Origin of the sequence: Nocardioides mangrovicus (assembly GCF_003674065.1) — a bacterium.
In the GTDB taxonomy this organism is placed as follows: Bacteria; Actinomycetota; Actinomycetes; order Propionibacteriales; family Nocardioidaceae; genus Marmoricola; species Marmoricola mangrovicus.
In genome coordinates this window covers 1-25,648 of sequence record NZ_RDBE01000007.1, presented here as the reverse complement: position 1 = coordinate 25,648, position 25,648 = coordinate 1, and the positions used below count along the sequence as shown (strand labels likewise).

General features: G+C 72.3%; 29 protein-coding genes and 1 pseudogene. 8 read left to right on the top strand and 22 right to left on the bottom strand.

Features of this window, described 5'->3' with window-relative positions; translation table 11 throughout:
- Positions 1-3 precede the first annotated feature (3 nt).
- Together D9V37_RS09595 and glpK are read left to right on the top strand one after the other, a co-directional pair.
- On the top strand, positions 4-753 hold the full coding sequence (locus D9V37_RS09595) for an IclR family transcriptional regulator (protein ID WP_121805955.1): 750 nt from the start codon (positions 4-6) through the stop codon (positions 751-753).
- Positions 719-2,254 carry a glycerol kinase GlpK gene (gene glpK / locus D9V37_RS09590; RefSeq protein WP_232524840.1) on the top strand — a complete coding sequence of 512 codons (1,536 nt, stop codon included), beginning with the start codon at positions 719-721 and terminating at the stop codon, positions 2,252-2,254. The genes D9V37_RS09595 and glpK overlap by 35 nt, the downstream gene beginning before the upstream one ends.
- Positions 2,255-2,492: 238 nt before the next feature.
- Here the strand turns inward: glpK and D9V37_RS09585 are convergent, their stop codons facing one another.
- From D9V37_RS09585 to rpsB, 6 genes are all read right to left on the bottom strand, one after another.
- The gene (locus D9V37_RS09585) at positions 2,493-3,272 is read right to left on the bottom strand and encodes a histidine phosphatase family protein (RefSeq protein WP_121805953.1); all 780 of its coding nucleotides are present in this window, start codon (positions 3,270-3,272) and stop codon (positions 2,493-2,495) included.
- Positions 3,273-3,281: 9 nt separating this feature from the next.
- Complete coding sequence (locus D9V37_RS09580; protein ID WP_121805952.1) at positions 3,282-4,154, bottom strand: phosphatidate cytidylyltransferase; 873 nt, start codon at positions 4,152-4,154, stop codon at positions 3,282-3,284.
- On the bottom strand, positions 4,154-4,708 hold the full coding sequence (gene frr, locus D9V37_RS09575) for a ribosome recycling factor (protein WP_232524888.1): 555 nt from the start codon (positions 4,706-4,708) through the stop codon (positions 4,154-4,156). Before frr ends, D9V37_RS09580 begins: the two co-directional genes overlap by 1 nt.
- Before the next feature lie 51 nt (positions 4,709-4,759).
- Entirely contained in the window at positions 4,760-5,497 is a 738-nt protein-coding gene (pyrH, locus tag D9V37_RS09570; RefSeq protein ID WP_198412475.1) for a UMP kinase, read from the bottom strand.
- A 95-nt stretch (positions 5,498-5,592) separates the two neighbouring features.
- Entirely contained in the window at positions 5,593-6,417 is an 825-nt protein-coding gene (gene tsf, locus D9V37_RS09565) for a translation elongation factor Ts (RefSeq protein ID WP_121805949.1), read from the bottom strand.
- Positions 6,418-6,420: 3 nt separating this feature from the next.
- Positions 6,421-7,551: a 30S ribosomal protein S2, sunset domain variant gene (gene rpsB, locus D9V37_RS09560; RefSeq protein ID WP_121805948.1), complete on the bottom strand. Its 1,131-nt coding sequence runs from the start codon at positions 7,549-7,551 to the stop codon at positions 6,421-6,423.
- Between the two features lie 359 nt (positions 7,552-7,910).
- On the opposite strand from rpsB, the gene D9V37_RS09555 reads away from it, so the two are divergent.
- A complete protein-coding gene (locus D9V37_RS09555; RefSeq protein ID WP_232524839.1) occupies positions 7,911-8,537 on the top strand; it encodes a M23 family metallopeptidase in 627 nt (208 codons plus the stop codon).
- Positions 8,538-8,566: 29 nt separating this feature from the next.
- On the opposite strand, the pseudogene D9V37_RS20655 reads toward D9V37_RS09555, so the two are convergent.
- Positions 8,567-9,133, bottom strand: a pseudogene (locus tag D9V37_RS20655) (EamA family transporter); the annotation flags it as partial.
- Between the two features lie 336 nt (positions 9,134-9,469).
- Here D9V37_RS20655 and D9V37_RS09545 point away from each other — a divergent pair.
- Positions 9,470-10,384, top strand: a complete 915-nt coding sequence (locus D9V37_RS09545) for a LysR family transcriptional regulator (protein WP_121805946.1) — start codon at positions 9,470-9,472, stop codon at positions 10,382-10,384.
- Here the strand turns inward: D9V37_RS09545 and D9V37_RS09540 are convergent.
- The 7 genes from D9V37_RS09540 to D9V37_RS09510 form a co-directional block, all read right to left on the bottom strand.
- A complete protein-coding gene (locus D9V37_RS09540) occupies positions 10,369-11,307 on the bottom strand; it encodes a tyrosine recombinase XerC (RefSeq protein ID WP_232524838.1) in 939 nt (312 codons plus the stop codon). The two genes, D9V37_RS09545 and D9V37_RS09540, sit on opposite strands and share 16 nt — an antisense overlap.
- A gap of 43 nt (positions 11,308-11,350) precedes the next feature.
- On the bottom strand, positions 11,351-11,791 hold the full coding sequence (locus D9V37_RS09535; RefSeq protein WP_121805945.1) for a hypothetical protein: 441 nt from the start codon (positions 11,789-11,791) through the stop codon (positions 11,351-11,353).
- A 277-nt stretch (positions 11,792-12,068) separates the two neighbouring features.
- Positions 12,069-12,626 (bottom strand): DUF6318 family protein, encoded by a 558-nt coding sequence (locus D9V37_RS09530; RefSeq protein ID WP_121805944.1) that lies wholly within the window; start codon positions 12,624-12,626, stop codon positions 12,069-12,071.
- Between the two features lie 86 nt (positions 12,627-12,712).
- Positions 12,713-13,873, bottom strand: a complete 1,161-nt coding sequence (gene dprA, locus D9V37_RS09525) for a DNA-processing protein DprA (RefSeq protein WP_121805943.1) — start codon at positions 13,871-13,873, stop codon at positions 12,713-12,715.
- Positions 13,870-15,513 (bottom strand): YifB family Mg chelatase-like AAA ATPase, encoded by a 1,644-nt coding sequence (locus tag D9V37_RS09520; RefSeq protein ID WP_121805942.1) that lies wholly within the window; start codon positions 15,511-15,513, stop codon positions 13,870-13,872. Before D9V37_RS09520 ends, dprA begins: the two co-directional genes overlap by 4 nt.
- Complete coding sequence (locus D9V37_RS09515) at positions 15,513-15,872, bottom strand: YraN family protein (RefSeq protein ID WP_121805941.1); 360 nt, start codon at positions 15,870-15,872, stop codon at positions 15,513-15,515. Before D9V37_RS09515 ends, D9V37_RS09520 begins: the two co-directional genes overlap by 1 nt.
- A 96-nt stretch (positions 15,873-15,968) precedes the next feature.
- Entirely contained in the window at positions 15,969-16,628 is a 660-nt protein-coding gene (locus D9V37_RS09510) for a response regulator (RefSeq protein ID WP_121805940.1), read from the bottom strand.
- Positions 16,629-16,787: 159 nt separating this feature from the next.
- Between D9V37_RS09510 and D9V37_RS09505 the strand changes: the two genes are divergently transcribed.
- The 3 genes from D9V37_RS09505 to D9V37_RS09495 are packed head-to-tail and all read left to right on the top strand — an operon-like array spanning position 16,788 to position 19,423.
- Positions 16,788-17,324, top strand: a complete 537-nt coding sequence (locus tag D9V37_RS09505; RefSeq protein ID WP_121805939.1) for a hypothetical protein — start codon at positions 16,788-16,790, stop codon at positions 17,322-17,324.
- Between the two features lie 16 nt (positions 17,325-17,340).
- A complete protein-coding gene (locus D9V37_RS09500) occupies positions 17,341-18,474 on the top strand; it encodes a sensor histidine kinase (RefSeq protein ID WP_121805938.1) in 1,134 nt (377 codons plus the stop codon).
- Between the two features lie 4 nt (positions 18,475-18,478).
- Positions 18,479-19,423, top strand: coding sequence for a sensor histidine kinase (locus tag D9V37_RS09495; RefSeq protein WP_121805937.1), 945 nt, complete (start codon positions 18,479-18,481; stop codon positions 19,421-19,423).
- Between the two features lie 102 nt (positions 19,424-19,525).
- Here the strand turns inward: D9V37_RS09495 and D9V37_RS09490 are convergent, their stop codons facing one another.
- The 8 genes from D9V37_RS09490 to rpsP form a co-directional block, all read right to left on the bottom strand.
- A complete protein-coding gene (locus tag D9V37_RS09490; protein ID WP_121805936.1) occupies positions 19,526-19,834 on the bottom strand; it encodes a DUF2469 domain-containing protein in 309 nt (102 codons plus the stop codon).
- Positions 19,831-20,526 carry a ribonuclease HII gene (locus D9V37_RS09485; protein WP_121805935.1) on the bottom strand — a complete coding sequence of 232 codons (696 nt, stop codon included), beginning with the start codon at positions 20,524-20,526 and terminating at the stop codon, positions 19,831-19,833. Before D9V37_RS09485 ends, D9V37_RS09490 begins: the two co-directional genes overlap by 4 nt.
- Complete coding sequence (gene lepB, locus D9V37_RS09480) at positions 20,523-21,236, bottom strand: signal peptidase I (protein ID WP_121805934.1); 714 nt, start codon at positions 21,234-21,236, stop codon at positions 20,523-20,525. Before lepB ends, D9V37_RS09485 begins: the two co-directional genes overlap by 4 nt.
- 36 nt (positions 21,237-21,272) lie before the next feature.
- Positions 21,273-21,623, bottom strand: a complete 351-nt coding sequence (gene rplS, locus D9V37_RS09475) for a 50S ribosomal protein L19 (RefSeq protein WP_121805933.1) — start codon at positions 21,621-21,623, stop codon at positions 21,273-21,275.
- A gap of 177 nt (positions 21,624-21,800) precedes the next feature.
- Positions 21,801-22,952: a tRNA (guanosine(37)-N1)-methyltransferase TrmD gene (trmD, locus tag D9V37_RS09470; RefSeq protein ID WP_121805932.1), complete on the bottom strand. Its 1,152-nt coding sequence runs from the start codon at positions 22,950-22,952 to the stop codon at positions 21,801-21,803.
- Positions 22,949-23,455: a ribosome maturation factor RimM gene (gene rimM / locus D9V37_RS09465; RefSeq protein WP_198412473.1), complete on the bottom strand. Its 507-nt coding sequence runs from the start codon at positions 23,453-23,455 to the stop codon at positions 22,949-22,951. Before rimM ends, trmD begins: the two co-directional genes overlap by 4 nt.
- 13 nt (positions 23,456-23,468) lie before the next feature.
- A complete protein-coding gene (locus tag D9V37_RS09460; RefSeq protein WP_121806500.1) occupies positions 23,469-23,711 on the bottom strand; it encodes an RNA-binding protein in 243 nt (80 codons plus the stop codon).
- A gap of 5 nt (positions 23,712-23,716) precedes the next feature.
- Positions 23,717-24,292 carry a 30S ribosomal protein S16 gene (rpsP, locus tag D9V37_RS09455; protein WP_121805931.1) on the bottom strand — a complete coding sequence of 192 codons (576 nt, stop codon included), beginning with the start codon at positions 24,290-24,292 and terminating at the stop codon, positions 23,717-23,719.
- A 296-nt stretch (positions 24,293-24,588) separates the two neighbouring features.
- Here rpsP and D9V37_RS09450 point away from each other — a divergent pair, with 296 nt between their 5' ends.
- Positions 24,589-25,485, top strand: coding sequence for a VanW family protein (locus D9V37_RS09450; protein ID WP_232524836.1), 897 nt, complete (start codon positions 24,589-24,591; stop codon positions 25,483-25,485).
- The last annotated feature ends 163 nt before the right edge of the window (positions 25,486-25,648 follow it).

The window sequence follows — 25,648 nt, the reverse complement described above, 5'->3', positions numbered from 1 at the left end:
TTCGTGCCCATCCAGTCGGTCGAGCGAGCGGCCGCGATCATCGAGCTGGTCGATGCCGCTCCTCTGGGGCTGACCGAGATCGCCCGCGCGATGGACCTGCCGAAACCGACGGTGCACGGGCTGGTGCGCACCCTGGTCGACGTCGGTTTCGTGCAGCAGGACCCCGACACGGGGCGCTACTCGGTCGGCGACCGGCTGGGACGGGTCGGGCACGGGCTCGACCGCCACGAGCTGCGCTCGCTGGCCACCAACTGGTCGGACCGGCTGGCCGCCCGGCTACGCCTGGAGGTGCACCTGGCCGTGCCGGACGGCTTCGACGCCCTGGTGCTGCTCGACCACGTCTTCCGTCCTGACGACAGCCCGCAGACGCTACGCATCGGCGAGCACCAGCCGGTGCACGCCACCGCCCTGGGCAAGGTCTTGTTGGCCCTGGCCCCTGGCGTCGGGCCGGTGCGGGCGCTCTCCTTGGTGGCCTACACCTCGGCGTCGTTGGTCGAGGCCGCGGCCCTCACCGCCGAGCTGGGCGAGGTCCGACGTCGCGGCTGGGCGGTGGAGGCGGGCGAGCACCAGCCGGGCATCGGCGGTGTGGCTGCGCCCGTGCGCGACGTCGGCGGGGTGGTCGTCGCGGCGGTCGGTGTCGTCGGCCCGCAGCAGCAGCTGCTCGACACCTCACATGCTCCCCGGCCGGCGGTGGTGCAGCAGGTCGTCGCCGCGGGCCGTGCGATCAGCCAGCAGCTGGCGCACCGGTGGTGACGTCGCGGTGAAGGTGGTCGCCGCCATCGACCAGGGCACCACGTCGACCCGCTGCGTGCTCTTCGACCACGCCGGGCGGATGGTGTCGGTGGCCCAGCACGAGCACCGTCAGCACTACCCCCAGCCGGGCTGGGTCGAGCACGACGCCCTGGAGATCTGGCGCAACGTCGAGCGCGTCGTTCCCGAGGCGCTGCGCTCGGCCGGTCTCGCGGTGGCCGACGTCGCGGCGATCGGGATCGCCAACCAGCGAGAGACCGCCGTGGTCTGGGACCGTCGCACGGGCGAGCCGGCCCACCCGGCCATCACCTGGCAGGACACCCGCACCGCCCCCCTGGTCGCCGAGCTCAACGCCGGTCCCACCGCCGCGCTGTTCGAGGAGGTCTGCGGGCTCAGCCCGGCAGGCTACTTCGCGGCCCCCCGGCTGCGGTGGCTGCTGGACCGCGTGCCCGGGCTGCAGGAGCGGGCCGAGGCCGGGGACGTCTTGTTCGGGACGATGGAGTCCTGGCTGATCTGGAAGCTGACCGGTGGCCCGATCGGCGGCGTCCACGTCACCGACGTCACCAACGCCAGCCGCACCATGCTCATGGACATCGACCGGCTGGCCTGGGACGACCGGCTGCTCGCCGCCCTGGACATCCCCCGCGCGTTGCTGCCCGAGATCCGGCCCAACGTGGCGGTCTACGCCGAGTGCACCGCGGCCGCGCCCGGCGTGCCCATCGGCGGCGCGTTCGGCGACCAGCAGGCGGCCCTGTTCGGGCAGACGTGCTTCGCCGAGGGCGAGGCCAAGTTCACGTACGGCACCGGGTCGTTCCTGCTGCTCAACACCGGCACCCAGCGGCCCACCCCGTCGAACGGGCTGCTGCCCACCGTCGCCTACGCCATCGGCGAGGAGGCGCCGACGTACGCCGTCGAGGGCTCGATCGCCATGACCGGCTCGCTGGTGCAGTGGTTCCGCGACAGCCTGGAGATGATCCGATCGGCGCCCGAGATCGAGACCCTGGCGCGCAGCGTGGCCGACAACGGCGGCTGCTACATCGTGCCCGCCTTCTCCGGGCTCTACGCGCCGCGCTGGCAGCCCGACGCCCGCGGGATCATCGTCGGGCTCACCTCGTTCGTCACCAAGGGCCACCTTGCGCGGGCCGTGCTCGAGGCCACCGGCTGGCAGACCGCCGAGGTCGTCGACGCCATGACCGCGGTGGCCCCGGTGCCGATCCAGCGGCTGAAGGTCGACGGCGGCATGACCGCCAACCACCTGCTCATGCAGTTCGTCGCCGACGTCCTCGACGTCCCCGTCGAGCGACCCCTCGTGCTCGAGTCGGTCTCGCTGGGCGCCGCCTACGCCGCGGGCCTGGCCGTCGGCTACTGGCCCGACCTGGAGGTGCTCCGGAACAACTGGCACCGCGCCGCCCGCTGGGAGCCGGCCATGCCCGACGACCTGCGCCGCCGCGAGCGGGAGAACTGGGAACGAGCGGTGGAGCGGACGTACGACTGGGTCCGCTGAAGCGAGCCCTGCGAGCCAAGCGGACAGGAGCCGAGGCGTCGGAAACCTGCAGGCGCGCGCCGCGCGAAGCGCCACCCGGGACTGCGGGTTTGCGACGCCTCGGCGAGACCACCACTGACCGCAACGAACCCGCGGCGCGCGACCACAGCGGGTTGGTCTGAAACGTGGGGAACGAGACGCCTCGCCGGCCCACACGCGCGGGAACCCGACGCCTCAACGACCCGAAAGACCCAGCTTCTTACCCACGCAGCCTCGGGATGAAGTTGAGCCACCCCAGATCCAGGAACGCCGCCAGCAGCACGACCACCACCAGCGAGACCCCGACGTCGCGGGTCTGGCGTGGCGCGGCCACCAGCCCGGCGACGACCAGGGCCGGCGCCACGACCAGGCCGGGGCGGCCGGTGACCAGCCAGACCACGACGTCGATCAGGCTGACGACCAGCGCCACCACCAGCACCACCGGCAGCGTGAGCGGACCGGGCTGGGCGCTGGACTCCAGCCGCACGGTGACGACGTCGGGCATGGCCATCGCCTCGGGTGCGGACGCGTTCGGGGTGCTACCGGTCAGCTCCGCGACGAGCAGACTCAGGCAGGTGCCGTGGCCGACGATCACCAGGTCGTCCTGGGGATGGTCGCGCATCAGCCGACGGACCGCCGCGGTCGCACGGCGTCGCGTCACCGCCAGTGGCTCCCAGCCCTCGTACGCGGGGCTGTCGGGCTCCTCGAACGCGCGGCGGCGGACCGCGTCCATGTCCTCGATCCAGCCCGCGTGCAGACGCACCTGCTCGCGGAGGTCGTCGACAACGGTGACGGCTCCGTCGGTGAGCAGCCGCGCGGTCTCACGCGCCTTCGGTTCCGGTGAGCAGAACCAGGCCGCCCGCTTGGGCAGTCGCCCAGACCTGCGCAGCTCGAGGACCGCCTCGGCGCCGTCAGGATCCAGGTGCCACTGCGAGGCCGCCGTCTGGTGGTCGATCAGCGGCGGCCCGTGCCGCACCAGGTGGACGTACCGCTCAGCCATCAGCCGGGGTCACCGGAACACGAGGTAGTGCAGGATCAGCCACACCGGGGCGATGGTGGCCAGCAGCGAGTCCAGCCGGTCCATCAGCCCGCCGTGGCCGGGGATGACCTGCGACATGTCCTTGATGCCGAGGTCGCGCTTCATGACCGACTCGACCAGGTCGCCGAGCGTCGCCATGACGACGGCGACGATGCCGAGGAGCACCCCGACCCACGCCTCGCCGTCGAGGTAGATCGTCACCAGCAGCACGCCGGCCGCGATGCAGCCGATCGTGGAGCCGGCGAAGCCCTCCCAGGACTTCTTGGGCGAGATGACCGGCGCCATCTGGTGCCGGCCGAACAGCACGCCGGCGATGTAGCCGCCGATGTCGGAGGCGATGGTGACGACGATGAAGGTGACGATGCCCTTGACGCCGTCGGAGCCGTCGTGGCCGTCCTCGGCCAGCAGCAGGGCGACGAAGGAGCCGAGGAACGGCACGTAGAACAAGGTGAGGATCGAGGCCGAGGCGGTGGCCACGAAGCCCGCCACCCCGCGGCGCAGGATCAGCAGCATCGTGACCAGGCCGGTCACGGCGGTCGCGGTGACCAGCGGGTCGGTGCCGAACAGGAACGCGACGACGACCATGACGACGCCGCCGAGCATCAGCGGCTCGCGCGGCAGGTCGATCTGCTTGGCCAGCAGGCCGCGGTGCAGCTCCCAGATCGCCACGACCACCGCCGCCGCGACGATGATCATGAACCCCGGCTTCCAGAACACCAGGGAGACGATGATCAAGACGCCGAGGGTGACGCCCGAGGCGATCGCCGCGGGGAGGTTGCGGCCGGCCCGGCCGGGGTCCTTGGCGGGCGGCGGGGCGGCGACCGGCGGGCTGGTGTCAGCCATCAGACCTCGAGCAGCTCGGCTTCCTTGTTCTTGAGCATCTCGTCGATCTCGTCGGTGTGAGTCTTGGTGACGCCGTCGAGGCGCTTCTCGGCGCCGGTGACGTCGTCCTTGCCGACCTCGCCGTCCTTCTCGAGCTTCTCCAGCGACTGCTTGGCGGTCCGACGGATGTTGCGCACCGAGACCCGGCCGTCCTCGGCCTTTGCCCGGGCGATCTTGGTGTACTCCTTGCGTCGCTCCTCGGTCAGCTCGGGGAAGACGCAGCGGATCAGCTTGCCGTCGTTGGAGGGGTTCACGCCCAGGTCGGAGTCGCGGATCGCCCGCTCGATGGCCGGCATCGCAGTGACGTCGTAGGGCTGCACCAAGATCACGCGCGCCTCGGGAGCGGTGAACCCGGCCAGCTGCTGCAGCGGCGTGGGCGTGCCGTAGTACTCGGCGGTGATCTTGGCGAACATGCTGGGGTGCGCACGGCCGGCACGGATGGCGGCGAGCTCCTCGCGGGTCGCCTCGACCGACTTCTTCATCTTCTGGTCGGCCTCGTTGAGCGTGTCGTTGATCAACGTCTCTCCTTGCCTTCGCCTCGGTTTGCCTACGGTCGAGCGCTCTCCTCAGCTGGCGCTGACGAGCGTCCCGATCTTCTCACCCTGCACGACCTTGAGGATGGTTCCCTCCGGCTCCATCCCGAACACGATCATCGGCAGGTTGTTCTCCCCGCACAGCGCGAACGCCGTCTGGTCCATGATCCGCAGGCCCTTGGCGATCGCCTCGTCGTAGGTGACGTGGTCGAGCTTGACGGCGTCGGGGTCCTGGCGCGGGTCGGCGGTGTAGACGCCGTCGACGCCGTTCTTGGCCACCAGCACCACCTCGCACCTGCTCTCCAGCGCACGCTGGGCGGCGACGGTGTCGGTGGAGAAGTACGGCAGCCCCATGCCGGCGCCGAAGATCACCACGCGGCCCTTCTCCAGGTGCCGGATCGCGCGCCGCGGGATGTAGGGCTCGGCCACCTGGCCCATCGTGATCGCGGTCTGCACCCGCGTCTCGACGCCCTCCTTCTCCAAGAAGTCCTGCAGCGCGAGGCAGTTCATGACGATGCCGAGCATGCCCATGTAGTCCGCCCGCGCACGGTCCATGCCGCGCTGCTGCAGCTCGGCGCCGCGGAAGAAGTTGCCGCCGCCGGTGACCACCGCGACCTGCACGCCGGTGCGCTGCACGGCGGCGATCTCGCGCGCCACAGCCTGCACGACGTCGGGGTCGACGCCGACCCTCCCGCCGCCGAACACCTCACCGGACAGCTTGAGCAGCACCCGCCGGTAACCGGCTCCTGGCTGTGTCGTGGCCTCGACCATCACTCCCCCTCGCGGCATGCGAAAGGGGCCGGTGATGTCGTTGCGGTCATCACCGGCCCCTCTCGGTCGTTCATGTCGGGTGAAACCTACCCGGCTCAGGCACCCACCTCGAAGCGGGCGAACCGCTTCACGGTCACGCCGGCCTCGTCGAGCACCGCCTTGACGGACTTCTTGGAGTCCTGCACCGACGGCTGGTCGAGCAGCGCGACGTCCTTGAAGAAGCCGTTGAGCCGGCCCTCGATGATCTTGGGCAGCGCCTGCTCGGGCTTGCCCTCCTCACGGGCGGTGGCCTCGGCGATCTCGCGCTCCTTGGCCACGACGTCGGCCGGGACCTCGTCGCGGGAGAGGTAGGTCGGCCGCATGGCCGCCACCTGCATCGCCGCGGCGCGTGCCGCCTCGGCGGAGTCGCCGTCGTACTCGACGAGTACGCCGACGGCCGGCGGCAGGTCGGAGGCCCGCTTGTGCATGTAGGCCACCGCGGGGCCGTCGAAGTGGACGTAGCCGCCCAGCTCGATCTTCTCCCCGATGGACACCGCGAGCTCCTGCACGATCTGGTCGACCGTGTCGTCACCGGCGCCGTCGCTGACCTGCACGGCCTTGAGGGCCTCGAGGTCGGCGGGCTTGGCCTGCGAGGCGGCGTCGGCGATGCGCTGCGCCGCCGTGACGAAGTCATCGCCCTTGGCGACGAAGTCGGTCTCGCAGTTCAGCTGCACCAGCACGCCCGGGGCGTGCGCGACGAGCCCGGCGGACGCGGTGCGCTCGGCGCCGCGCTTGGCGGCCTTCGCCGCACCCTTGACGCGCAGGACCTCGACGGCCTTCTCGAAGTCGCCGTCGACCTCCTCCAGCGCCTTCTTGGCGTCCATCATCCCCGCGCCGGTCTGGTCGCGGAGCCGCTTGACGTCGGCTGCACTGATCGCCATCGATCAGTCCTCCTTCTTGGCTTCGGCGTTCACGAACCCGGCGGCCTCGGCAGCCTCGGCGGTCTTGAACCAGACCTCGGCCTTGGTGCGGTCGTACCAGGGGCTGCTGGGGGCGTGGAACTTCATGGACTGGGCGTTGCCCTTGACCTCGAACCCGTCGGGACCGTTGCCGTCCTCGTCGGCCTTGGCGGAGTCGGCGCCGTAGGGGCCCTCCTCCTCGACCGCGGCGTCGGTGGCCACCGGCTCCTCGACGGGAGCAGCAGGGGCCTCGGTGGCCTCGGCGGACGCACCGGTGGCCTCGGCCGCCGGGGTCTCGGCGGCAGCGTCGCCGGTCGCGGCGGCGCCGGCCTTCTCGGCCTCGCCCCCGAGCAGGTCGCGCTCCCAGTCGGCCAGCGGCTCGCCGGCACCCACGGACTCGGCCTCGCCCTCACCGGAGCGCGCACCCGAGCGGGCGATCAGGCCCTCGGCCACGGCGTCGGCGACGACGCGGGTGAGCAGGCTGACGGCGCGAATCGCGTCGTCGTTGCCCGGGATCGGGTAGTCGACCTCGTCGGGGTCGCAGTTGGTGTCGAGGATGCCGATGATCGGGATCCGGAGCTTGCGGGCCTCCTCGACGGCGAGGTGCTCCTTCTTGGTGTCGACCACCCACACCGCCGACGGCGTGCGCGCCATCTCGCGGATGCCGCCCAGGGTCTTGTCGAGCTTGTCGCGCTCCCGCTTCATCTGCAGGAGCTCCTTCTTCGTGCGACCCGAGCCGGCGACGTTGTCGAAGTCGACCTCGTCGAGCTCCTTGAGGCGGTTGATCCGCTGGTGCACGGTGGAGAAGTTGGTCAGCATGCCGCCCAGCCAGCGCTGGTTGACGAAGGGCATGCCCACGCGCGTCGCCTGCTCGGCGATCGCCTCCTGGGCCTGCTTCTTGGTGCCGACGAACATGATCGTGCCGCCGCGCGCGACGGTGTCCTTGACGAAGGCGAAGCCGGCGTCGATGTAGGACAGCGACTGCTGCAGGTCGATGATGTAGATGCCGTTGCGCTCGGTCATGATGAAGCGCTTCATCTTCGGGTTCCAGCGACGGGTCTGGTGCCCGAAGTGGACGCCGCTCTCGAGGAGCTGGCGCATGGTGACGACTGCCATGAGCTGGGTCGTTCCTTCTTCTCGTGGCGCGCCTGGTGGCACACCGGTTTCGGTTGTCGCAGGCGACGGCGGGTGCCGGCCTGCCCTGACGTCCGAACGCGGCCCCGCCCACACCGGTGCTGCTGGTCTGGGACCTCGGGGTCGTCGCCCGCGTGCAGTGGCGCGCGGAGACGGACGTGCGAAGTCAGCCCATCGCTGAGCTGCTGCGGTCAGTCTAGGCCCTGCGGCCCGGGGTCACCAATCGTCCACAGGCGCACTTACCCACAGGGTTGTCCACAGTTCCGCGTACCGCGCTGGCGGCCCCGCCGCCCGCGGGTGAGCCTGGCGCCATGTCGTTCGCCGCTCTACTGTTTCCTCTGGTGCTCCTGCTGCTGAGCACCAGCACCGCCGCCAGCACCGCCGCCAGCACCACCGCCAGCACCACCGCCAGCACCGCCGCCCCCGGCCCGGGTCCGGTGCCCGTGGGGCAGGGGGCCTGGCCGCTCGATCCGCGACCGGCGGTGGTGCGCGGCTTCGATCCCCCGGACTCCCCCTACGGCCGCGGTCACCGCGGCGTCGACCTGCAGGGGCGTCTCGGCCAGGCCGTCCGTACGTCGCTGGCCGGCACCGTCACGTTCGCCAGCGGGCTGGGCGGGCGCGGCGTGGTCGTCGTGGACCACGGCGCCGTGCGCACCACCTACGAGCCGGTCACCGCCCTGGTGCACGTCGGCGACACCGTGGCCCGCGGTCAGCCGATCGGCACCCTGCAGCTGCTGGCCTCGCACTGCGCTCCGCGGGCGTGCCTGCACTGGGGCCTGCTGCAGGGCTCGACCTACCTCGACCCGCTGCTGCTGGTCGGTGGCGAGCCCGTGCGGCTGCTGCCGCTCCAGGCGGGCGCGACGTCGGCGACCAGGGCGGCACCCGTGCGCGGGTCCTCCACCGCGACGGGAGCAGGACTCGCGGCTGCCGCGGGCGCCACGGTCGGCGCTGGCGCACGCGCCCCGTGACGCTCGGCGCCGAGGCCGGCGGCGACGACGAACGCCACGCCCACCGCGGGCCACAGCCCGGGCACCTGGTGCAGGACGACCAGCCCGACGAGGGTCGCGATGGCCGGCTCGAGACACATCAGCGTGCCGAAGGCCGAGGTGGTCAGCCGGCGCAGGGCCAGCAGCTCGAGCGTGAACGGCACGACGGGCAGGAGCACCGCGAGGCCCAGGCCGAGCAGCACCACCCGCGCGTCGAGGTGCGACCAGAGGCCCGGGTCGGCCACCGCGACCACCAGGGTGCTGATGACCCCGGCCACCGGCAGCGACACGGCCAGGCCGGTCAGGCCGCTCAGCTCGTCGCCGACCGCCTGGGTGAGCAGGATGTACGCGGCCCAGCACCCGGCCGCGGCGAGGGCGAAGCCGACCCCGACCAGGTCGGCCCCCGACCCCGCGGCCAGGTCGCGCCACGGCTCGGTCAGCAGGACGACGCCGACGGCCGCCGAGGCCGGCCACGCCAGCGCGCCGCGACCGCGACTGCGGGCGACCGCGACCCCGAGGGGGCCGAGGAACTCCAGCGCGCTCGCCGTGCCCAGCGGGATCCTCGCGACCGCCTCCATGAACAGCGTGGTCACGCCGGCGGTCGCGCACCCCAGCGCCGAGCCGACCAGCAGCCCCCGCCGGCTCACTCGGCTCCTGCGCGGCCGGACGACCAGCAGCAGGATCAGGCCGGCCCAGGCCAACCGGAGCCACGCCGCACCGAGCGGACCGACCGTGCCGAACAGGCCCACCGCCAGCGCAAGCCCGAGCTGCACGCACGACATCGAGGCCACCGCCATCGAGGTGCCGACGCGGCTCGACCTGGTGCTCACGGCGATGATTCTGCTCGGATCACACCGTCCGCGTCCACGTGAGAAAACTGGACTATTCATCCAGGTGCGGCGAACAATGAGCGAGTGGATCCGCGCCGCCTGGAGATGCTGCTCGAGCTGTCGCGGCTGGGGTCGATGCGCGAGGTCGCCGCGTCGATGCACACCACCACCTCGACGATCTCCCAGCAGCTCGGCGTGCTGGCCCGCGAAGCCGGCGTCGAGCTGCTCGAGCCCGACGGCCGTCGGGTCCGGCTCACCCCGGCGGGCCGGCGCCTGGCCGAGCACGCGGTGACGGTGCTCGCCGCCCTGGAGGCGGCCCGGGCCGACCTGGACCCCCGCGCCGCACCGGCCGGCGTCGTACGCGTGGCCGCGTTCGCCTCGGCCATCCGACGGCGGGTGCTGCCGGTGGTGACCCGGCTGGCCGACGAGCATCCCGACGTGCGGCTGGTGGTGCGCGAGCACGAGCCGAACGAGGCCGTGGCGCTCTTGGACGCCGACGAGGTGGACCTGGTGATCGGCTACGACTACAACCTGGCGCCCGCGGCGAGTGACCCGACCACCAGCACCGGCTCGCTCTACGCGACGCCCTGGGGGCTCGGGGTGCCGGCCGACCGCGCCGGTGTCGCCGCGCAGGCGACCGATGCCGCCGCGACCGTCTCGGCCTTCCGGGACAGCGAGTGGATCGTGAACTCGCGCAACACCGCCGACGACGAGGTGCTGCGGGTCGCGTGCTCGCTGGCCGGGTTCGCCCCGCGCATCACCCACCGCGCCGACAGCCTCGACCTCGTGGCCGACATGGTGCTCGCCGGACTCGGCGTGGGCCTGCTCCCGCTCGATCGCGACGGCGACCGGGTCGCCGTCCTCCCCGTGCGCGAACCGGACCTCGAGCTGCGCGCGCGGACCGTGGTGCGCCGCGGGCGCGAGCAGTGGCCACCGCTGGCCCTCGTGCTCGACCTGCTGCGCTCGCCGGACCAGGAGCGCGATCAGGCCCGGGGGTGAGCCAGCCGGTAGGCCGCCCGCAACCGCTCGTTGCTGACGTGGGTGTAGATCTGCGTCGTCGACAGCGAGGCGTGGCCGAGCAGCTCCTGGACCGTGCGCAGGTCCGCGCCACCCTCGAGCAGGTGCGTGGCCGCGGTGTGGCGCAGCCCGTGGGGACCCAGGTCGGGCGCCCCGGGCACGTCGGCCAGGCGCTGGTGCACCATCGTCCGCACCGCTCGCTGGTCGATCCTGCGGCCGCGGGCGCCCAGGAACAGCGCCGGACCCGAGCCGCTCACCGCCAGCCCGGGCCGTCCGCCGAGCAGCCAGTGCTCCAGCGCGCGGTCGGCCGGCAGACCGAACGGAACCGTCCGCTCCTTGCGTCCCTTGCCCAGCACCCGCACCACCCTGCGGTGCCGGTCGAGGTCGTCGACGTCGAGCCCGCACAGCTCCCCCACCCGGATGCCGGTGGCGTAGAGCAGCTCGAGCATCGCGGCGTCGCGGATGCCGACCTCGCTGCCGTCGTCGCAAGCGGTGGCCGCGTTCTCCAGCAGGCTGCGCGCCTCCTGCTGGTCCAGCGCCGGCGGCAGGGTGCGGTGAGCGCGCGGAGTGCCCAGGTGCGCACCGGGGTCGGTCTCGATCAGCCCGGTGCGCAGCGCCCAGGCGGTGAACACCCGCACCGCTGTCGCCCGTCGCGCGATCGTCGTGCGCGCCTTGCCCAGGGTCTGCTGCTTGGCCAGCCAGCTGCGCAGGGCTCGGGTGTCGATGCCGCGCAGGTCCGCGTGGCCCAGGGCGCTCGCGTGCTCCAGCATCGCCCGGACGTCGCCGACATAGGCCCGGACCGAGTGGGGGGTCAGGTCGCGTTCGGAGACCAGATGCCGTTCGTAGCTGGCCAGGGCCGCCGCCATCGGCTCGGGCAGGTCGACGCCCTCCGGCTGCTCGGTCACATCCGTCACTGTAGTAACAGGGACCGACCGATCGCGGGAGCCGCTACTGGTCGCCGACCAGCACCGGCGTCGCCTCGACGACGCGCAAGGCCGTGTCCGGCCCCGTGGTGGTGACCGTGCCCGGCACGTCGGCCGCCGGCCCCCCGTTCACCTGGAACGTGGCTGCCCACGTGACGCTGACGTGGTGGCGGACCGTGGTCGTCGCCTTCTGGTAGCGGTACACGACGTCCTTGCGCGGATACGGCGCTCCCGGACCGGTCGTGGTGGTCACGACGCCGTCACCGTGGTCCCAGGCGTAGGACACCGGCCGCACGTGGAGGGTCACCTGCTGCCCGAGCAGGGTCAGCGCGGTGTCGAAGGAGGCGGCCTGGACGTAGAAGATCGTGGCGAAGTTGACCAGGGTCTTGCCCGTCGGCTGGGTGAGCGAGGCCAGGTGCGGCACCGGCACGTGCTGGAAGGCCTCCCCCACGAGCGGCGCGGTCACCTGCGGTGGCGCGGATCGGCCTGGCAGGCGTCGGCCACCTCGGTCTCGACCGCCGCGCAGGCGCCCGTTCCCGCCCCGGCGTCGGGCTGGGCCGGAGCCTCGTGGACGACGGGGTGGGTGGAGGTGCCCCCGCTTCCCGAGCCCGAGGATTGGCACACATAGCCGACGTTGAAGCCATTGTGGCTCGAGGTCGATTGACCATGACAACTGCGCGCAACGGCGCTGCCCGGAAATAGTCCAATAGAAGCAATGGCGATGACGCCCACTAGAAGAGATCTCACAGCAAAAACAGTCCATTCAGGTGCCAGACATCCTCTGTGTTCGCCAACTCAAATCGAGCCCGGAAGGTGCCACGGGGAAAGCTGGTGGGGGTCGCCGACGCTGAGGCCAGGAACTGCTGGCCGTACTGGGTGACAGTCCCTTCGAGAATTACGGATCCAGGTCCAGATCTCTTCCCGGTCAGTTTGCTTACGGAGTAGCCGCGGCCCTCTGCGTGCCCGCCCGACGCATAGGTCTTGTCAATAAGAGCGATCGAGTTAGAGCACGATCGGCATTCGTCCGTTACTAGCCGCTTCATCGGAGCGGTATCGCCTGTGCGGGCCGAGTAGCTGTAGATCGCCATGTAGTACCGCACGAACGCCTCCGCCGACTCCGGGCTGGTGCCCTGCGCCTCGGCGGGCATCGTCGGTGCTCCGCTCGGGGAGGCCGAGGCGGAGGCGGCCGCCGAGGGCGTGAACGGTGCGGGCTTCGGACTGTCGCCGCCGCCGCAGCCGGCCAGGGCGGCGGTGGTGACGGCCGCTGCCGCCGCCGAGGCCAGGACCGTCGTGCGCACCATGACGTTCTACCTACCCGGAGGGGTGGCTGGTAACCCTGCGAGCGCCACCTGTGGACAACCCCGCCCGCCGAGGCGTTCCTCGTGGCTCACGCCGACCTGCACCGCGGCGCCTTGCGCCAGCGGCCCTGATCGAGACGTACGTGGCCCAGGTCGGCCAGCCGTCCCAGTGCGAGCTCGACCGACGAGGCGGCCAGGCCGGCGTGGCGGGTGATCTGGTCGAGGTCGGCGGCGACCGAGATCGGGACGGCGTCGAGCACCTGCTGGTCGAGCAGGCGCAGGCCGTCGGTGGGGCGGACCTCGCCGACCACGTCCGGCATCAGGTGCTCCCCCATCGGCGCCACCACCTCGAGCACCTCGGCCGCGCGGGTGACCAGCAGCGCGCCGCGGGTGCGGATCAACCGGTGCACCCCCTCGGACTGCGCACTGGTGATCGGACCGGGGACCCCCATGACCGGCCGGTGCAGGCTCTCGGTCCAGCTCGCCGTGTTCGCCGCGCCGCTGCGGGTGGCCGCCTCCACGACCACGGTGCCCAGGCTCAACCCGGCGATGATGCGGTTGCGGGCCAGGAACCGCCACTTGGTGGGGGTGCAGCCCGGGGCCAGGTCGCTGACGACGAGCCCGGTCCGGGCGATGTGGTCGATCAGCTCGCGATGGTCGAGCGGGTAGACGCGGTCGGGGCCGCAGGCCATCACCGCCACCGTGGGCCGATGGCTGGCCAGCGCTCCGCGGTGCGCGGCCAGGTCGATGCCGAACGCACCCCCCGAGACCACCGTGTAGCCGGCCTCGCTGACGCCGGCGGCGATCTCGACGGCGACGTCGCCGCCGTAGGTGGTGGCACTGCGTGCCCCGACGACGGCGACGGCCCGTGCCATGGTCTCGGCCAGGTGCAGCCGCCCACGCACCCACAGCCCGATCGGTGCGCCGCCCTGGTGGCCGACCGGCTCGGCCGCGGTCAGCGGGTCGAGCTGCTCGGGCCACTCGTCGTCGCCGGGGATCACGAACCGGGCGCCGACCTGCTCGGCGCGACGCAGGTCGCCGGCCGGATCGAGGTCGGCCAGCCGGGCGGCGACGTCGGCGGCGGCCTCCGGCGCCGACGACCCCCGCGGCGAGCGCAGCTCCTCGTAGAGGGCCTCGGCCCCGCCGGCGGCCACTCTGCGGGCGAGCTCCGGGTTGGCCGGCTCCGTCAGGCGGCACAGCGCCACCCGGGCCAACCGCTCCGCCCGCGACGGAGCGCTCCCCGCGCTCATGCCGAGGCCTCGCCGTCGACGAGCGCCAACGACGGCTCGGCGGCCTCTCCCAGCGGGACGGGCCGCTGCCGCGGCAACGAGCTCATCAGCAGCGGCTCGCCGGTCCGCAGCCGGAGGGCCACGTCGAGCTCCTCGGTGCCGGGCTGCTCGACGCCTCGCAGGTCGGCCACCGTCCAGGCGAGCCGGTGCACCCGAGCGGCGCCGCGCTGGGTGATCGTCCCCTGGGTGTAGACGAGCTCGTCGAGCCGCAGCCGCGCTGCCGGGCTGAGCGGCCAGCGCTCGGTCAGTGCCGGTCCCGGGACGTCGCGGTTGAGCCGCCAGTGGGTGTCGAGGTAGCGGGCGGACTGCCGGCTGCGGGCCAGCATGACGCGGCGCCTCACCTGTTCGGTCGGTTCGCTGCGGCCGTCGCTGCCCGTCCGCGTCGGCATGATCTTGCGATGGATGTCGATCCGGTCGGCCACCGGACCCTCGAGCTTGGCCCGGTACGCGTCGCGCTTGGGTCGAGGGCAGGTGCACCGGTTCGTGGAGTGGGTGACGCTGTAGTTGCCACAGGGGCACGGGTTCGCCGCCAGTACCACCATCGCGCGCGCCGGGAAGACGGCGAACTCTGCGCCGCGGGCGATGGTGATGTCGCCGCTCTCCAACGGCTCGCGCAGCGACTCGACGATGTCGGAGCTCAGCAGCGGGAACTCGTCCAGGAAGAGGATGCCGAGGTGGGCCTTGCTCACCTCACCCGGGCGCACCCGGCCGGTGCCGCCACCGACGATGCTAGCCCTGCTGGCGGAGTGGTGCGGTGCGATGAACGGTGGTCGGTCGATGATCGGCGCGCCCGGCGCGAGCGATCCGGCCAGCGAGTGCAGCGCGGTGACCTCCAGCGACTCGGCCAGCTCGAGGTCGGGCAGCAGGCCCGGCAGCCGCTCGGCCAGCGTCGTCTTGCCCGCACCCTTGGGACCGGTGAGCAGCAGGTGGTGTCCCCCGGCGGCGGCGACCTCGAGTGCGTAACGCGCGTCCGGCATGCCACGGACGTCGGCCAGGTCGAGGCCCTCGAGCCGCTCCTCGCCGCGCCAGCGCAGCAGCGCCTGCCCGGGCAGCGGATCGACCTCGGGCGCCTCGGGGATCTCGGCCGCGCCAGTGAGTACGGCGATGGCCTGGCGAAGCGAGCGCACGCCGTAGACCTCGGTGCCGGGCACCATCTGGGCTTCTGCCGCCTGCGGTTCGGGCACGATGACCCGCCGGATGCCGCGGCGGCTCGCAGCCATCACCATCGGCAGCGCTCCGGGCACCGCCCGCAGCCGGCCGTCGAGGGTGAGCTCGCCGATGAGCACGACGTCGGCCAGGTGCTCGGGCTTGATCGCGCGGTTGGCGGCGAGCACGCCGATGGCGATGGCGAGATCGAAGTGCGGTCCGCGCTTGGGCAGGTCGGCGGGGCTGAGCAGGATCGTCACGCGGCGGCTGCTCGGCCAGTCGAGGTCGTCGTTGAGCACCGCCGAGCGGCACCGGGCGATTGCCTCGTTGATGGCGACGTCGGGGCGGCCGACGACGTCGACGGAGACGGTGCCCGAGGCGACGTCGGTCTGGACGTCGATGACGTAGCCCGTGGCCCCGTCGAGGGTGACCGTGTGCGTGGTGGCGACGGCCATCAGCAGGCTCCCCTCACGTGCTCGATGGTGGTGCGGCCGGCCGGGCCGAGCAGCACGCCCACCAGGTCGATGCGGACGTCGCGCGGGCGCACGTGGTGCACCTCCAGCCAGCGATCGGCCAGGTGGCGTAGTCGCTGCGCCTTGACCGGCGTGACCGCCTCGAGCGGGTCGCCGAAGGCGGTGCTGGTGCGGGTCTTGACCTCGCAGAAGACGGCGGTGCCGCCCTCGCGCAGCACCAGGTCGAGCTCGCCCAGGTCGCACCGCCAGTTGCGGTCCAGCACCTCCATGCCCAGCCGCAGCAGGTGGGCCGTCGCGCAGTTCTCGCCGTAGGTGCCGAGCCGGCGGTTGTGAGTGGTCATGCGGACAGGCTCGTCGCGCGGCGCGGCCGGATCGAGAACGAGTGAGGCGGCTGTGGAGAACTGCGCCGTTCGGGCGCCTGTGGACGCGAAACTGCCTCAGCCGGGGGCCACGAAGCCGGTCTCGTAGGCCATGACGACCGCCTGCACGCGGTCGCGGACGTCGAGCTTCATCAGGATCCGGCCGACGTGCGTCTTGACTGTGGTCTCGGCCACCACCAACTCCGCGGCGATCTCGGCGTTGGAGAGCCCGCGCGCGACCAGCCGCAGCACGTCGAGCTCGCGGTCGGTCAGCCCGAGGACGTCGACGGCGTCCTCGCACGGCGCGACCGGCTCGGCCGGGGCGAAGCTGGCCACCAGGCGGCGCGTGATCGAGGGCTCGATCAGCTCCTCGCCGCCGGCCGCCGCGCGCACCGCGGCCAGCAGCCGCGAGGACGGCGCGTCCTTCAGGAGGAAGCCGCTCGCCCCGGCTCGCAGGGCGCGGTAGACGTACTCGTTGAGGTCGAAGGTGGTCAGCACGACCACTCGCGGCGGTTCGTCGGTGGCCAGGATCTGCTCGGTGGCCGCGAGCCCGTCCAGGTGCGGCATCCGGATGTCCATCAGCACCACGTCGGGCCGTAGCGCCGCCGCCCGGCGCACGACGTCGAGCCCGTCCTCGGCCTCGCCGACCACCTCGATGTCGGGCTCGAAGTCGAGGATCGCGCGGAAGCCGGTGCGCAGCAGCTGCTGGTCGTCGGCGATCAGCACGCGGATGGTCACGGCGTCATTCTCCGCCGTTCCGGCCCGCCCGGGGTCCTCCTCGAGAAGGATCCCGCCGCGCCGGAACGGCACTCCAGCACGATGTCGACGACCCCACCGCGTTCCTAGCGTCGAGGCACGTCGAGGGGCTGGCCCTCGTCGGGGATGAGGGAGACAGACATGGAGAAGGTGCTCGGAAGGATCCGTCCCAGCGATGCCGTGCTGGCCGTGATCACCAGCGGCCTGGGGATCTGGCTGATGGTCGAGAACATGGGCGGGGCGGACGACAAGACCAGGATCGACTCGACCTCCTGGCTGCTGGTCCCGGTGTTCTTGCTGGCGACCGTGCCGGTGCTGTTTCGGCGGATCAACCTGACGGCGGTGGTGCTCACCAGCATCGTCGCCATGGCGGTGCACGTGCTCGCCTTCGGCTGGCTGGTGCGCTGCGGGGCGGGGCTGCCGCTCTCGCTGGTGCTCGCCTACAGCGCGGGCCGACTGGTCCGCAACCGCGCGCAGTCGCTGGTCGCACTGGTCCTGACAGCCGTTCTCCAGGCCGTCGTCCTCGTGCGAGACTCCGCCGCAGGGCTCGGCGTCCTGCCGGTCACCGCTGTTCTCGGCGTGGCGGTGTGGTGCGTCGGCGTCTACGTCGCCCACCGGTTCGACGCGGTCGAGCCGGCGGCGGCGCAGGACACCGCGGTCGTCGGCACCCGCGCCTGACGCCGAGGAGAACGACATGGCCAGGAACGCCGACAGCATCCGCCGGTCCGACGTCGTCCTGACGCTGGTGCTCGCCGCCCTCGCCGTGGTGCTCGCGGTGGAGAACGTCCACGACACCGGCGGCGACATCCGGGTCGACAGCCACTCCTGGTGGATGCTGCCGGCGTCCCTCGCCGTGGTGGCACCGCTGCTCGTCTGGCGTCGCTCGCCGCTGCTAGCGACGACGGTGGCCGCGGCCGTCATGGCGCTGCACATCCTGGCGTTCGGCTGGATCGCCCGCTGCGGCTCGGGCCTCCCGCTGGCCTGGACGTTCTGCTACCTCGTCGGCACCCGCGACGGCGTGCGGCGTTCGTTGGCGGGGCTGGCCGGCGCCGAGGTGCTCGGCGCCCTGGTGCTGGCGCACGACTCCGCGGCGGGTCCGTCGCTGATCCCGGTAGTGCTGCTCCTCGGCGTCGGCATCTGGGGCATCGGGCGCATCGTGCACCAGCGCAGCGGGCTCGCACGGGAGCTGGAGGCGCGCAACGCTGAGCTGGCCGACCTGCGCGACGCCCGGGCCTCGATCGAGGTCAGCAGCGATCGTGCCCGGCTCTCCGCCGAGCTCGACGCACTGCTCGACACGCGGCTGCGACAGCTCTCGCAGGCCGCCCGCGAGCCGGTCGAGGGATCCGAGGCCGTCGCCGCACGGCTCGCCACCATCGAGACGGGCAGCCGGCAGGTGCTGGCCGAGATGCGGGAGATCGTCGGCCGGCTGCGCGGCGCGCCCGACGGCCAGGTCGTGGCGCTGGCGCCGGCGCCGTCGGTGGCCAGCCTCGACGCCCTCTTGGCGCGTCACGCGCGCGGCCACGGCCGCCTGGTCGTGGTGGGCGCCCCGCGCAGCCTTCCCGCCAGCGTCGAGCTGTCGACCTACCGCGTGGTCGAGCACCTGCTCGGCGTGCTGGCCGACGACCCCACCACGCCGGTCGAGGTGGGACTGCACTTCGGGGCCGACGCCCTGGAGCTGACGGTGAGCGGCCGGCTGGTCGCGGGTGCCGATGTGCGCGCCGCGGTGGCCCGGGCCCGGGAACGCGTCCGTCTGCAGCACGGCAACCTCACCGTCAAGCTCGGCCGCGGGCGGGCCCGCGTCGTCGCGCAGCTGCCGGTCGGAGCCTGAGCCCGTGCGGCGCCGGCCGGTGGTCCTCGCGACCCTGCTGCTCGGCGCCGCGGCCTACCTCGCCCTCGCGCTGCTCGACGCCGACGTGCCGACCGTCGCCATCCTGCCGGCCACGGCGCTCGTGGCACTCGCCGCGAGCAGCTACAGCGGCCGCGAGGCCTGGACCGCAGGTGCTGCCTGCCTGGCATGGCTGGCCTCGATGTACCTGATCCTCGACGAGCACGACATCGGGCTGGCGATGCTGACGATCCCCGGCTTCCTCGCCGGCACCGCCTTCCGGCTGCGCCGCGAGACCGCCGAGGAGCTGGAGCTGCGCGGGCGCGAGCTGGAGGAGGAGCGCGAGCTGTTCGCCCACCTCGCCGTGCGCAACGAGCGGGCTCGCATCGCCGCCGAGCTGCACGACATCATCGGTCACTCCCTCAGCGTCATGGTCGTCCAGGCCGCCGCCGGGCAGCGGCTGGTGCAGCTCGACCCCGACGCCGGCGGCGAGGTGCTCGGCATCATCGACGACGCCGCGCAGCAGGGTCGCGCCGACCTGCACCGGCTGGTCGACCTCCTCGGCGGTGCGCCCGTCGTCGCCCCCGACCTCGACCTGGTCGAGGAGCTCGTCGCCCGCGCCGCCCGCATGGGGATGCAGGTGAGCTGCCGGTTCGAGGGCGACCGCGACGGCGTGCCCGCGGCGGCGGCCGCCCTCGGCTTCCAAGTGGTGCGCGAGTCGCTCACCAACGCACTGCGCCATGCCCCCGGCGCGCCGGTGCGCGTGCTGCTGTGCGGAGCCGGCCGGAGGCTGCAGGTTGAGGTGCTCAACGACCCCCCACGCGGCGACGCCACCCGCATCCAGGGAACCGGCCAGGGTCTGCGGGGCCTGCGGGAACGGGTTGAGGAGCACGGCGGGACGTTGGTCGCCGGGCCTCGTGGCGGGGGTTGGTCGGTGCGGGCGGACCTGTGAGGGGCCGCCGAAATCCCACACTTGCCGGGACCTCGACCACCCATGTCCGACATGCCCCGCGCACAACTGCGCAAGTGCGGGACTTTGGCGGTGCGAGCGGCCCTACGGCTTCGGCGGCTCGAAGTCGCTCGTCGCCAGCTCCTCGACGTTGACGTCCTTGAAGGTCAGCACCTTCACCCCGCGGGCGAACCGGGCCGGGCGGTACATGTCCCAGACCCAGCAGTCGGTCATGGTCACCTCGAAGAAGACGTCGCCGGTCTCCGTGCGTGCCTTCACGTCGACCTGGTTGCACAGGTAGAAGCGGCGGTCGGTCTCGACCACGTACTTGAAGATGCCGACGACGTCGCGGTACTCCCGGTAGAGCGTCAGCTCCATCTCGGTCTCGTACTTCTCCAGGTCCTCGGCACTCACGAGGGCACCTCCTCCAGAGTCAGGGTCTCGGGCAGCTCCGGCAGCCCGGCCGCGCGACGGACGTTGACGAACCGGTAGCGGTGGATCGGGCAGGGGCCGTGCTCGTCGAGCGCTGCCTGGTGCAGGTCGGTGCAGTAGCCCTTGTGCACGTCGAAGTCGTAGGCGGGCCAGCGCTCGTGCTCGGCCAGCATCATGCGGTCGCGGGTGACCTTGGCGACCACCGACGCCGCGGCGATGCAGGCGGTCATCTTGTCGCCCTTCCACATCGCCAGGCCGGGCACCTCGAGACCGTCGACCGGGAAGCCGTCGGTGAGCACGTACGACGGGCGCACCGCGAGGCGGGCGAGGGCTCGGCGCAGCGCCTCGATGTTGGCCACGTGCATGCCGAGCCGGTCGCACTCGGCGGGCTCGACGACGACCACCGACCAGGCCAGGGCACGGCGCACCACCTGGTCGTAGCAGCGCTCGCGGGCCTTGGCGGTGAGCAGCTTCGAGTCGGCCAGTCCCGGCACCTGGCCGGCCTTGCCGTCGGGCAGGATCACCGCGCCGGCCACCAGCGGTCCGGCGCAGGCACCGCGGCCGGCCTCGTCGACGCCCGCCACGTGGGTCATCCCGACCCGTCGCAGCGCGCGCTCGTAGCCGTAGAGGCCGGCGTCGCGCCGCACGGTGACGCCCTTGGGCAGGGTCGTCATGGGTTGGGGACGGAGGCGAACGTCTGGGGCCGGTGGATGATCTCGAAGCGGCTGGCCGGCCACACCAGCGCGAAGACGCGGCCCACCACGAGGTCGTCGGCAATGAACCCGCCGCCGGGCTGGCCCATGTGGGCGCGCGAGTCGGCCGAGTCGCCGCGGTTGTCGCCCATCACCCAGAGGTGTCCCTTGGGCACCTTGACGTCGAACTTGTCCAGCGAGGGCACGGTGCCCTTGGGCAGGTAGTTCTTCTCGTTCAGCGCGTGACCGTTGACGGTGACCCGGCCCTGGGTGTCGCAGCACTTCACCTCGTCGCCGCCGACGCCGATGACGCGCTTGACCAGGTGGCCGCCGGCCGGGTAGAGGCCGATGACCTCCATGACCTTCTTCAGACCGGTGCTGGGGCCGATGTCGCTGGACTCCAGCCAGTGGGAGTCCGGCGGGTCCTTGAAGACGATGATGTCGCCGCGGCGCGGCGGGTGGGTCCAGTAGGAGACCTTCTGCACCAGGATCCGGTCGTTCTTGACGAACTGCGGCTCCATCGAGGGAGAGGGGATGTAGAAGGCCTGCACGAAGAAGGCCTTGATGAGCACCGCCAGCCCGAGGGCGATGACCAGCAGCAGGATCGTCTCCTGCCACAGCGGGAGCTGCTTGCGCTCCCGGCGTCCCCGACCGGAGGAGTCAGACCGTGATCGGCCCGTCGTCGTCGCCACGCCCGCGAGCCTACGTGCTGCCCCGCGCCGGGTGGGTCAGGCCTCGCGACGCTCGCGGATCTTGGCAGCCTTGCCGCGCAGGTTGCGCAGGTAGTACAGCTTCGCGCGCCGCACGTCACCGCGGGTGACGATCTCGATCTGCTCGAAGATCGGCGAGTTCAGCGGGAAGGTGCGCTCCACCCCCACGCCGAAGGAGACCTTGCGCACCGTGAATGTGCGGCCGATGCCGGACCCGTGGATGCGGATCACGACGCCCTGGAAGACCTGGACGCGGGAGCGGTTGCCCTCGACGACCTTCACGTGGACCTTGACGGTGTCGCCCGCACGGAAGGCGGGGACGTCGGTACGGATGGCGTCGGCGTTGAGCGCGTCGATGACGTTGGTCATGGGAGTCTCCGCAGGCGACTGCCACAGGTCAATCGTCGGTAGGGGTTGTGAAGATGTGGACCGGATCGAGGTGGCCGGCGGCGTAGACACCCCCTGTGGCAGGAGTCCGACGCAGGCACCCGCTGGACGGGGCCATTTCGGCCGATCAGGCCAGTGGAAAAGTCTGCCACACCCGCCTCACCGGGCGGTAATCGGCTTCTCCAGCGTGACCGGTCCGGACCTGCCGGTGCCCACCGAGCGGCGTCGGTAGCCCGCGCGGCGGTAGCGCCGCAGGTTGGCCTCGCTGGCCACGCCGGTGAAGAGGCGGTACGTGGTGGCCTGCGTCGGCGCGAGCGACTCCGCGTGCTCGAGCAGCAGCCGTCCCAGGCCCACACCGCGCAGGTCGGGGGCCACCATGAGCCGGCCGATCTCCCAGGTCTCGCCGTCCAGGCGGCCGCGCACCGAGCCGACCAGACGGCCGCCGGAGCGCACCACACGGACGCCACCGGTCGCGATCGCGGCCTGCACCTGCGCCAGTCCCTCGTGCAGCGGCGGGATGCCGAGGTCGTCGTTGACCAGCGCCTCGGGCACCCAGCAGGCCAGCTGGAGCACCAGCAGCTCGGCGGCATCGGCCGGCGCGGCCGGCTCGATCCGCCAGCCGCCGACGTCGGCGGTCAGCAGGTCAGGGCGCCGCGCGACCGTCCGCCGCCGCGACTCCTCGGCCCGCCAGGAGGCGATGCGGGCGTGGTCGCCGGAGAGCAGCACGTCGGGCACCGCGAGGTCGCGCCAGGCCACCGGCCGGGTAAAGACCGGGTACTCCAGCAGACCGTCCTCGCCGTGCGACTCCTCGGCCAGCGACGCCGCGTTGCCCAGCACACCGGGCAGCAGCCGTACGACCGCCTCGATCACGGCCAGCGCGGCGACCTCTCCCCCGTTGAGGACGTAGTCGCCCAGCGAGACCTCGCGCACCTCGAGCCGGCGGGCGGCGTCGGCGGCCACCCGGGCGTCGATGCCCTCGTAGCGGCCGCAGGCGAACACCAGCTGCTCCCGGGTGGCGAGCTCGGCGGCCAGCCGCTGGTGGAACGGCTCCCCCGCCGGAGTCGGGACCACCAGCGTCGCGCCGTCGGGCGCCACGGCGTCGAGCGCCTCACCCCACGGTTCGGGCTTCATCACCATGCCGGCCCCGCCGCCGTACGGGGCATCGTCGACGGTGCGGTGCACGTCGTGGGTCCAGGTGCGCAGGTCGTGCACCTCGACCTCGATGAGGCCCTTCTCCCGGGCGCGTCCGGGCAGCGAGAGCTCCAGTGGGCGCAGGTAGTCGGGGAAGACGGTGACGACGTCGATCCTCATGCCGAGAAGAGTCCCGGCCGGTCGTCGACGACGAGGCGGCCGCCGGCCACGTCGACCGTGGGCACCAGCGCCTCGACGAACGGCACCAGCACCTCGCCGTCGTCGGTGGCGACCACGAGCAGGTCCTGCGCGCCGTGGTGCAGCACCTGGTCGAGCCGGCCCAGCCGCTCGCCGTCGGTGCCGACGACGTCGAGGCCGACCAGCTGGTGGTCGTAGAACTCCTCGGGGTCCTCGGGCGTCTCCTCGCCCACCTCGGCGTAGAGCATCGCCCCGCGCAGCGGCTCGGCCGCGGTGCGGTCGGCGACCTCCTCGAAGCCCACCAGCAGCCGGTCCTGGTGGCGGCGCACCGCCGCCAGCGTCAGCGCCGGCGGCAGGCCGGGGTGACGTCCACGCACGACGAGCCGGACGCCGGGCAGAAACCGGCGTTCCGGCTCGTCGGTGCGTACCTCCACGGCGAGCTCGCCGCGGACGCCATGGGGTCGGCCGATCCGGCCGACGCACACCTCGAGAGGCAGCTCAGCGACCCTTGTCGACGTCGACGAAGTCGATCCGGGCACCGTCGCGCCCGGCCAGCGCCGAGACGACGGTGCGGAACGCGGTGGCCGTGCGGCCGCCGCGTCCGATCACCTTGCCGAGGTCGTCGGGGTGCACCCGGACCTCGAGCAGCGAGCCGTGGCGCAGCCGCTTGTCGCGGACCGAGACCTCGTCAGGGTTGTCGACGACTCCCCGCACCAGGTGCTCCAGCGCCTCGGCGAGCATGGGCACTAGGCCTCGGCCTTCTCGTCGGCAGCCGCCTCGGCGGCGGTGGTGTCGGACGACTCGTCACCGGACTCGGTGGCGGCCTCCTCGGTGGTGGCGGCGTCGGCCGGGTTGGGACCGGTCTCCTCGACCGCCTCCTCGACCTCGGCGGTCGCGGCCTTCTCGGCGGCGGTCTCCGCCGGCGCCTCGGCCTTCTTCGCCGCGGACTTCTTCGCCGTGGTGGCGCCGGCCTTGGGCTCGTCGGAGGCCTTGAGCGCCTCGCCGAACAGTTCGGCCTTGTCGCGCTTGGGCTCAGCCACCCGCAGCGTGCCTTCGGCACCGGGCAGGCCCTTGAACTTCTGCCAGTCGCCGGTGATCTTGAGGATGGCCTCGACGGCCTCGCTCGGCTGCGCGCCGACGCCCAGCCAGTACTGCGCCCGCTCGGACTCGACCTCGATGAACGAAGGCTCCTGCTTGGGGTGGTACTTGCCGATCTCCTCGATCACCCTGCCGTCGCGCTTCTTGCGGGAGTCGACGACGACCACCCGGAAGTACGGCTGACGGATCTTGCCCATGCGCTTCAGACGGATCTTGACGGCCACGTGTGTGGACCTCTCCTTGCGTGTCACGTAGATGATGAGCGACGCGTGGGCCGGTGGGGCCGGCCTCGACGTGCTCGATGGGCCTGACGCGGACCGGTTGAGAGGGACCGGCAGGTCAGGACGCCTGCGTATTCTGCCAGACGCCACGCGGCCGGCCGAAATTCGTCCGTTCGGTCAGACATTTTCGGACACCGCGGACACACCACCCCACTTGCCGGACATGTACCGACGAAACGTCGTTACCGTCTCGGACTGAGACCTACCGGGGGACGTAGGTCGCAGGGGGTTCTGCACAGATGGCCATGATCGCACTCGACGCCGCCACGTTCGCACCGCGGACGTCGCCGCCGCGGCTGCCCGAGCGGGTCGCCGCCCGGCCGCGGCTGACCCAGCGGCACCCGTGGCTCTACCCGGTCGCGGTGCGCTACCACCAGGCGCGCCGTCGCGCCGCCTGGCTGCGCTCCGGCACCGCCTGGGCGACGCGGCGCCCGGCCCCGGAGACCACCTACCGGGTCAAGCAGCACAAGTCGCTGCTGCTGCGACAGCTCGGCCAGGCCGACATGTGGCTGCAGCACAACAAGGTGACCAACCTGCGCCTGGCCGCCGAGCTGGTCGACGGCGTCGTCATCCGCCCCGGCGAGACCTTCTCGTTCAACAAGGTCGTGGGCAACTGCACCAAGCGCCGCGGCTTCGTCGACGGCATGAAGCTCTCCAACGGCGAGGCCCACGCCGGCGTCGGCGGCGGCATCTGCCAGCTGGCCAACCTGCTGGTCTGGATGTTCATGCACTCCGAGCTCACCATCGTCGAGCGTTCCGAGCACAGCTTCGACCCCTTCCCCGACAACGGACGGGTCCTGCCCTGGGGCGTGGGCTGCTCGATCGTGTGGAACTACGTCGACCTGGTCGTGCGCAACGACACCGACACGACCTTCGTCATCAGCACCGGCATCGGCCGGCGCTACCTCGAGGGCGAGCTGCGCACCGACACCGCCCCGCGGCGCTCCTACTCCGTCCACGCCCGCGACGAGGTGTTCTTGCGCCGGCGCGACGGCGAGGTCTTCCGCAGCAACGAGATCTGGCGCGACGTCATCGACCGCCGCACCGGCAACCGGGTCGGCGAGGAGCTGCTCAAGCGCAACTGCGCGCTGGTGAAGTACGTGCCCGTGGACGTGCCGGTCGTCGACGTGATCTAGCGATGTGACCCAGCGCTGTGACCCAGCGCTGGGCGCCGCCTCCTCAGGTCGAGCGCTCGACGGCCGAACAGACCTGGGTGACCGGCGAGGTGCCGGTCCGCCGAGCACCCAGGAGACACGCACGGGGCTGCTGCACGATTCTGTGACAGTTGGTTAGGCCGCC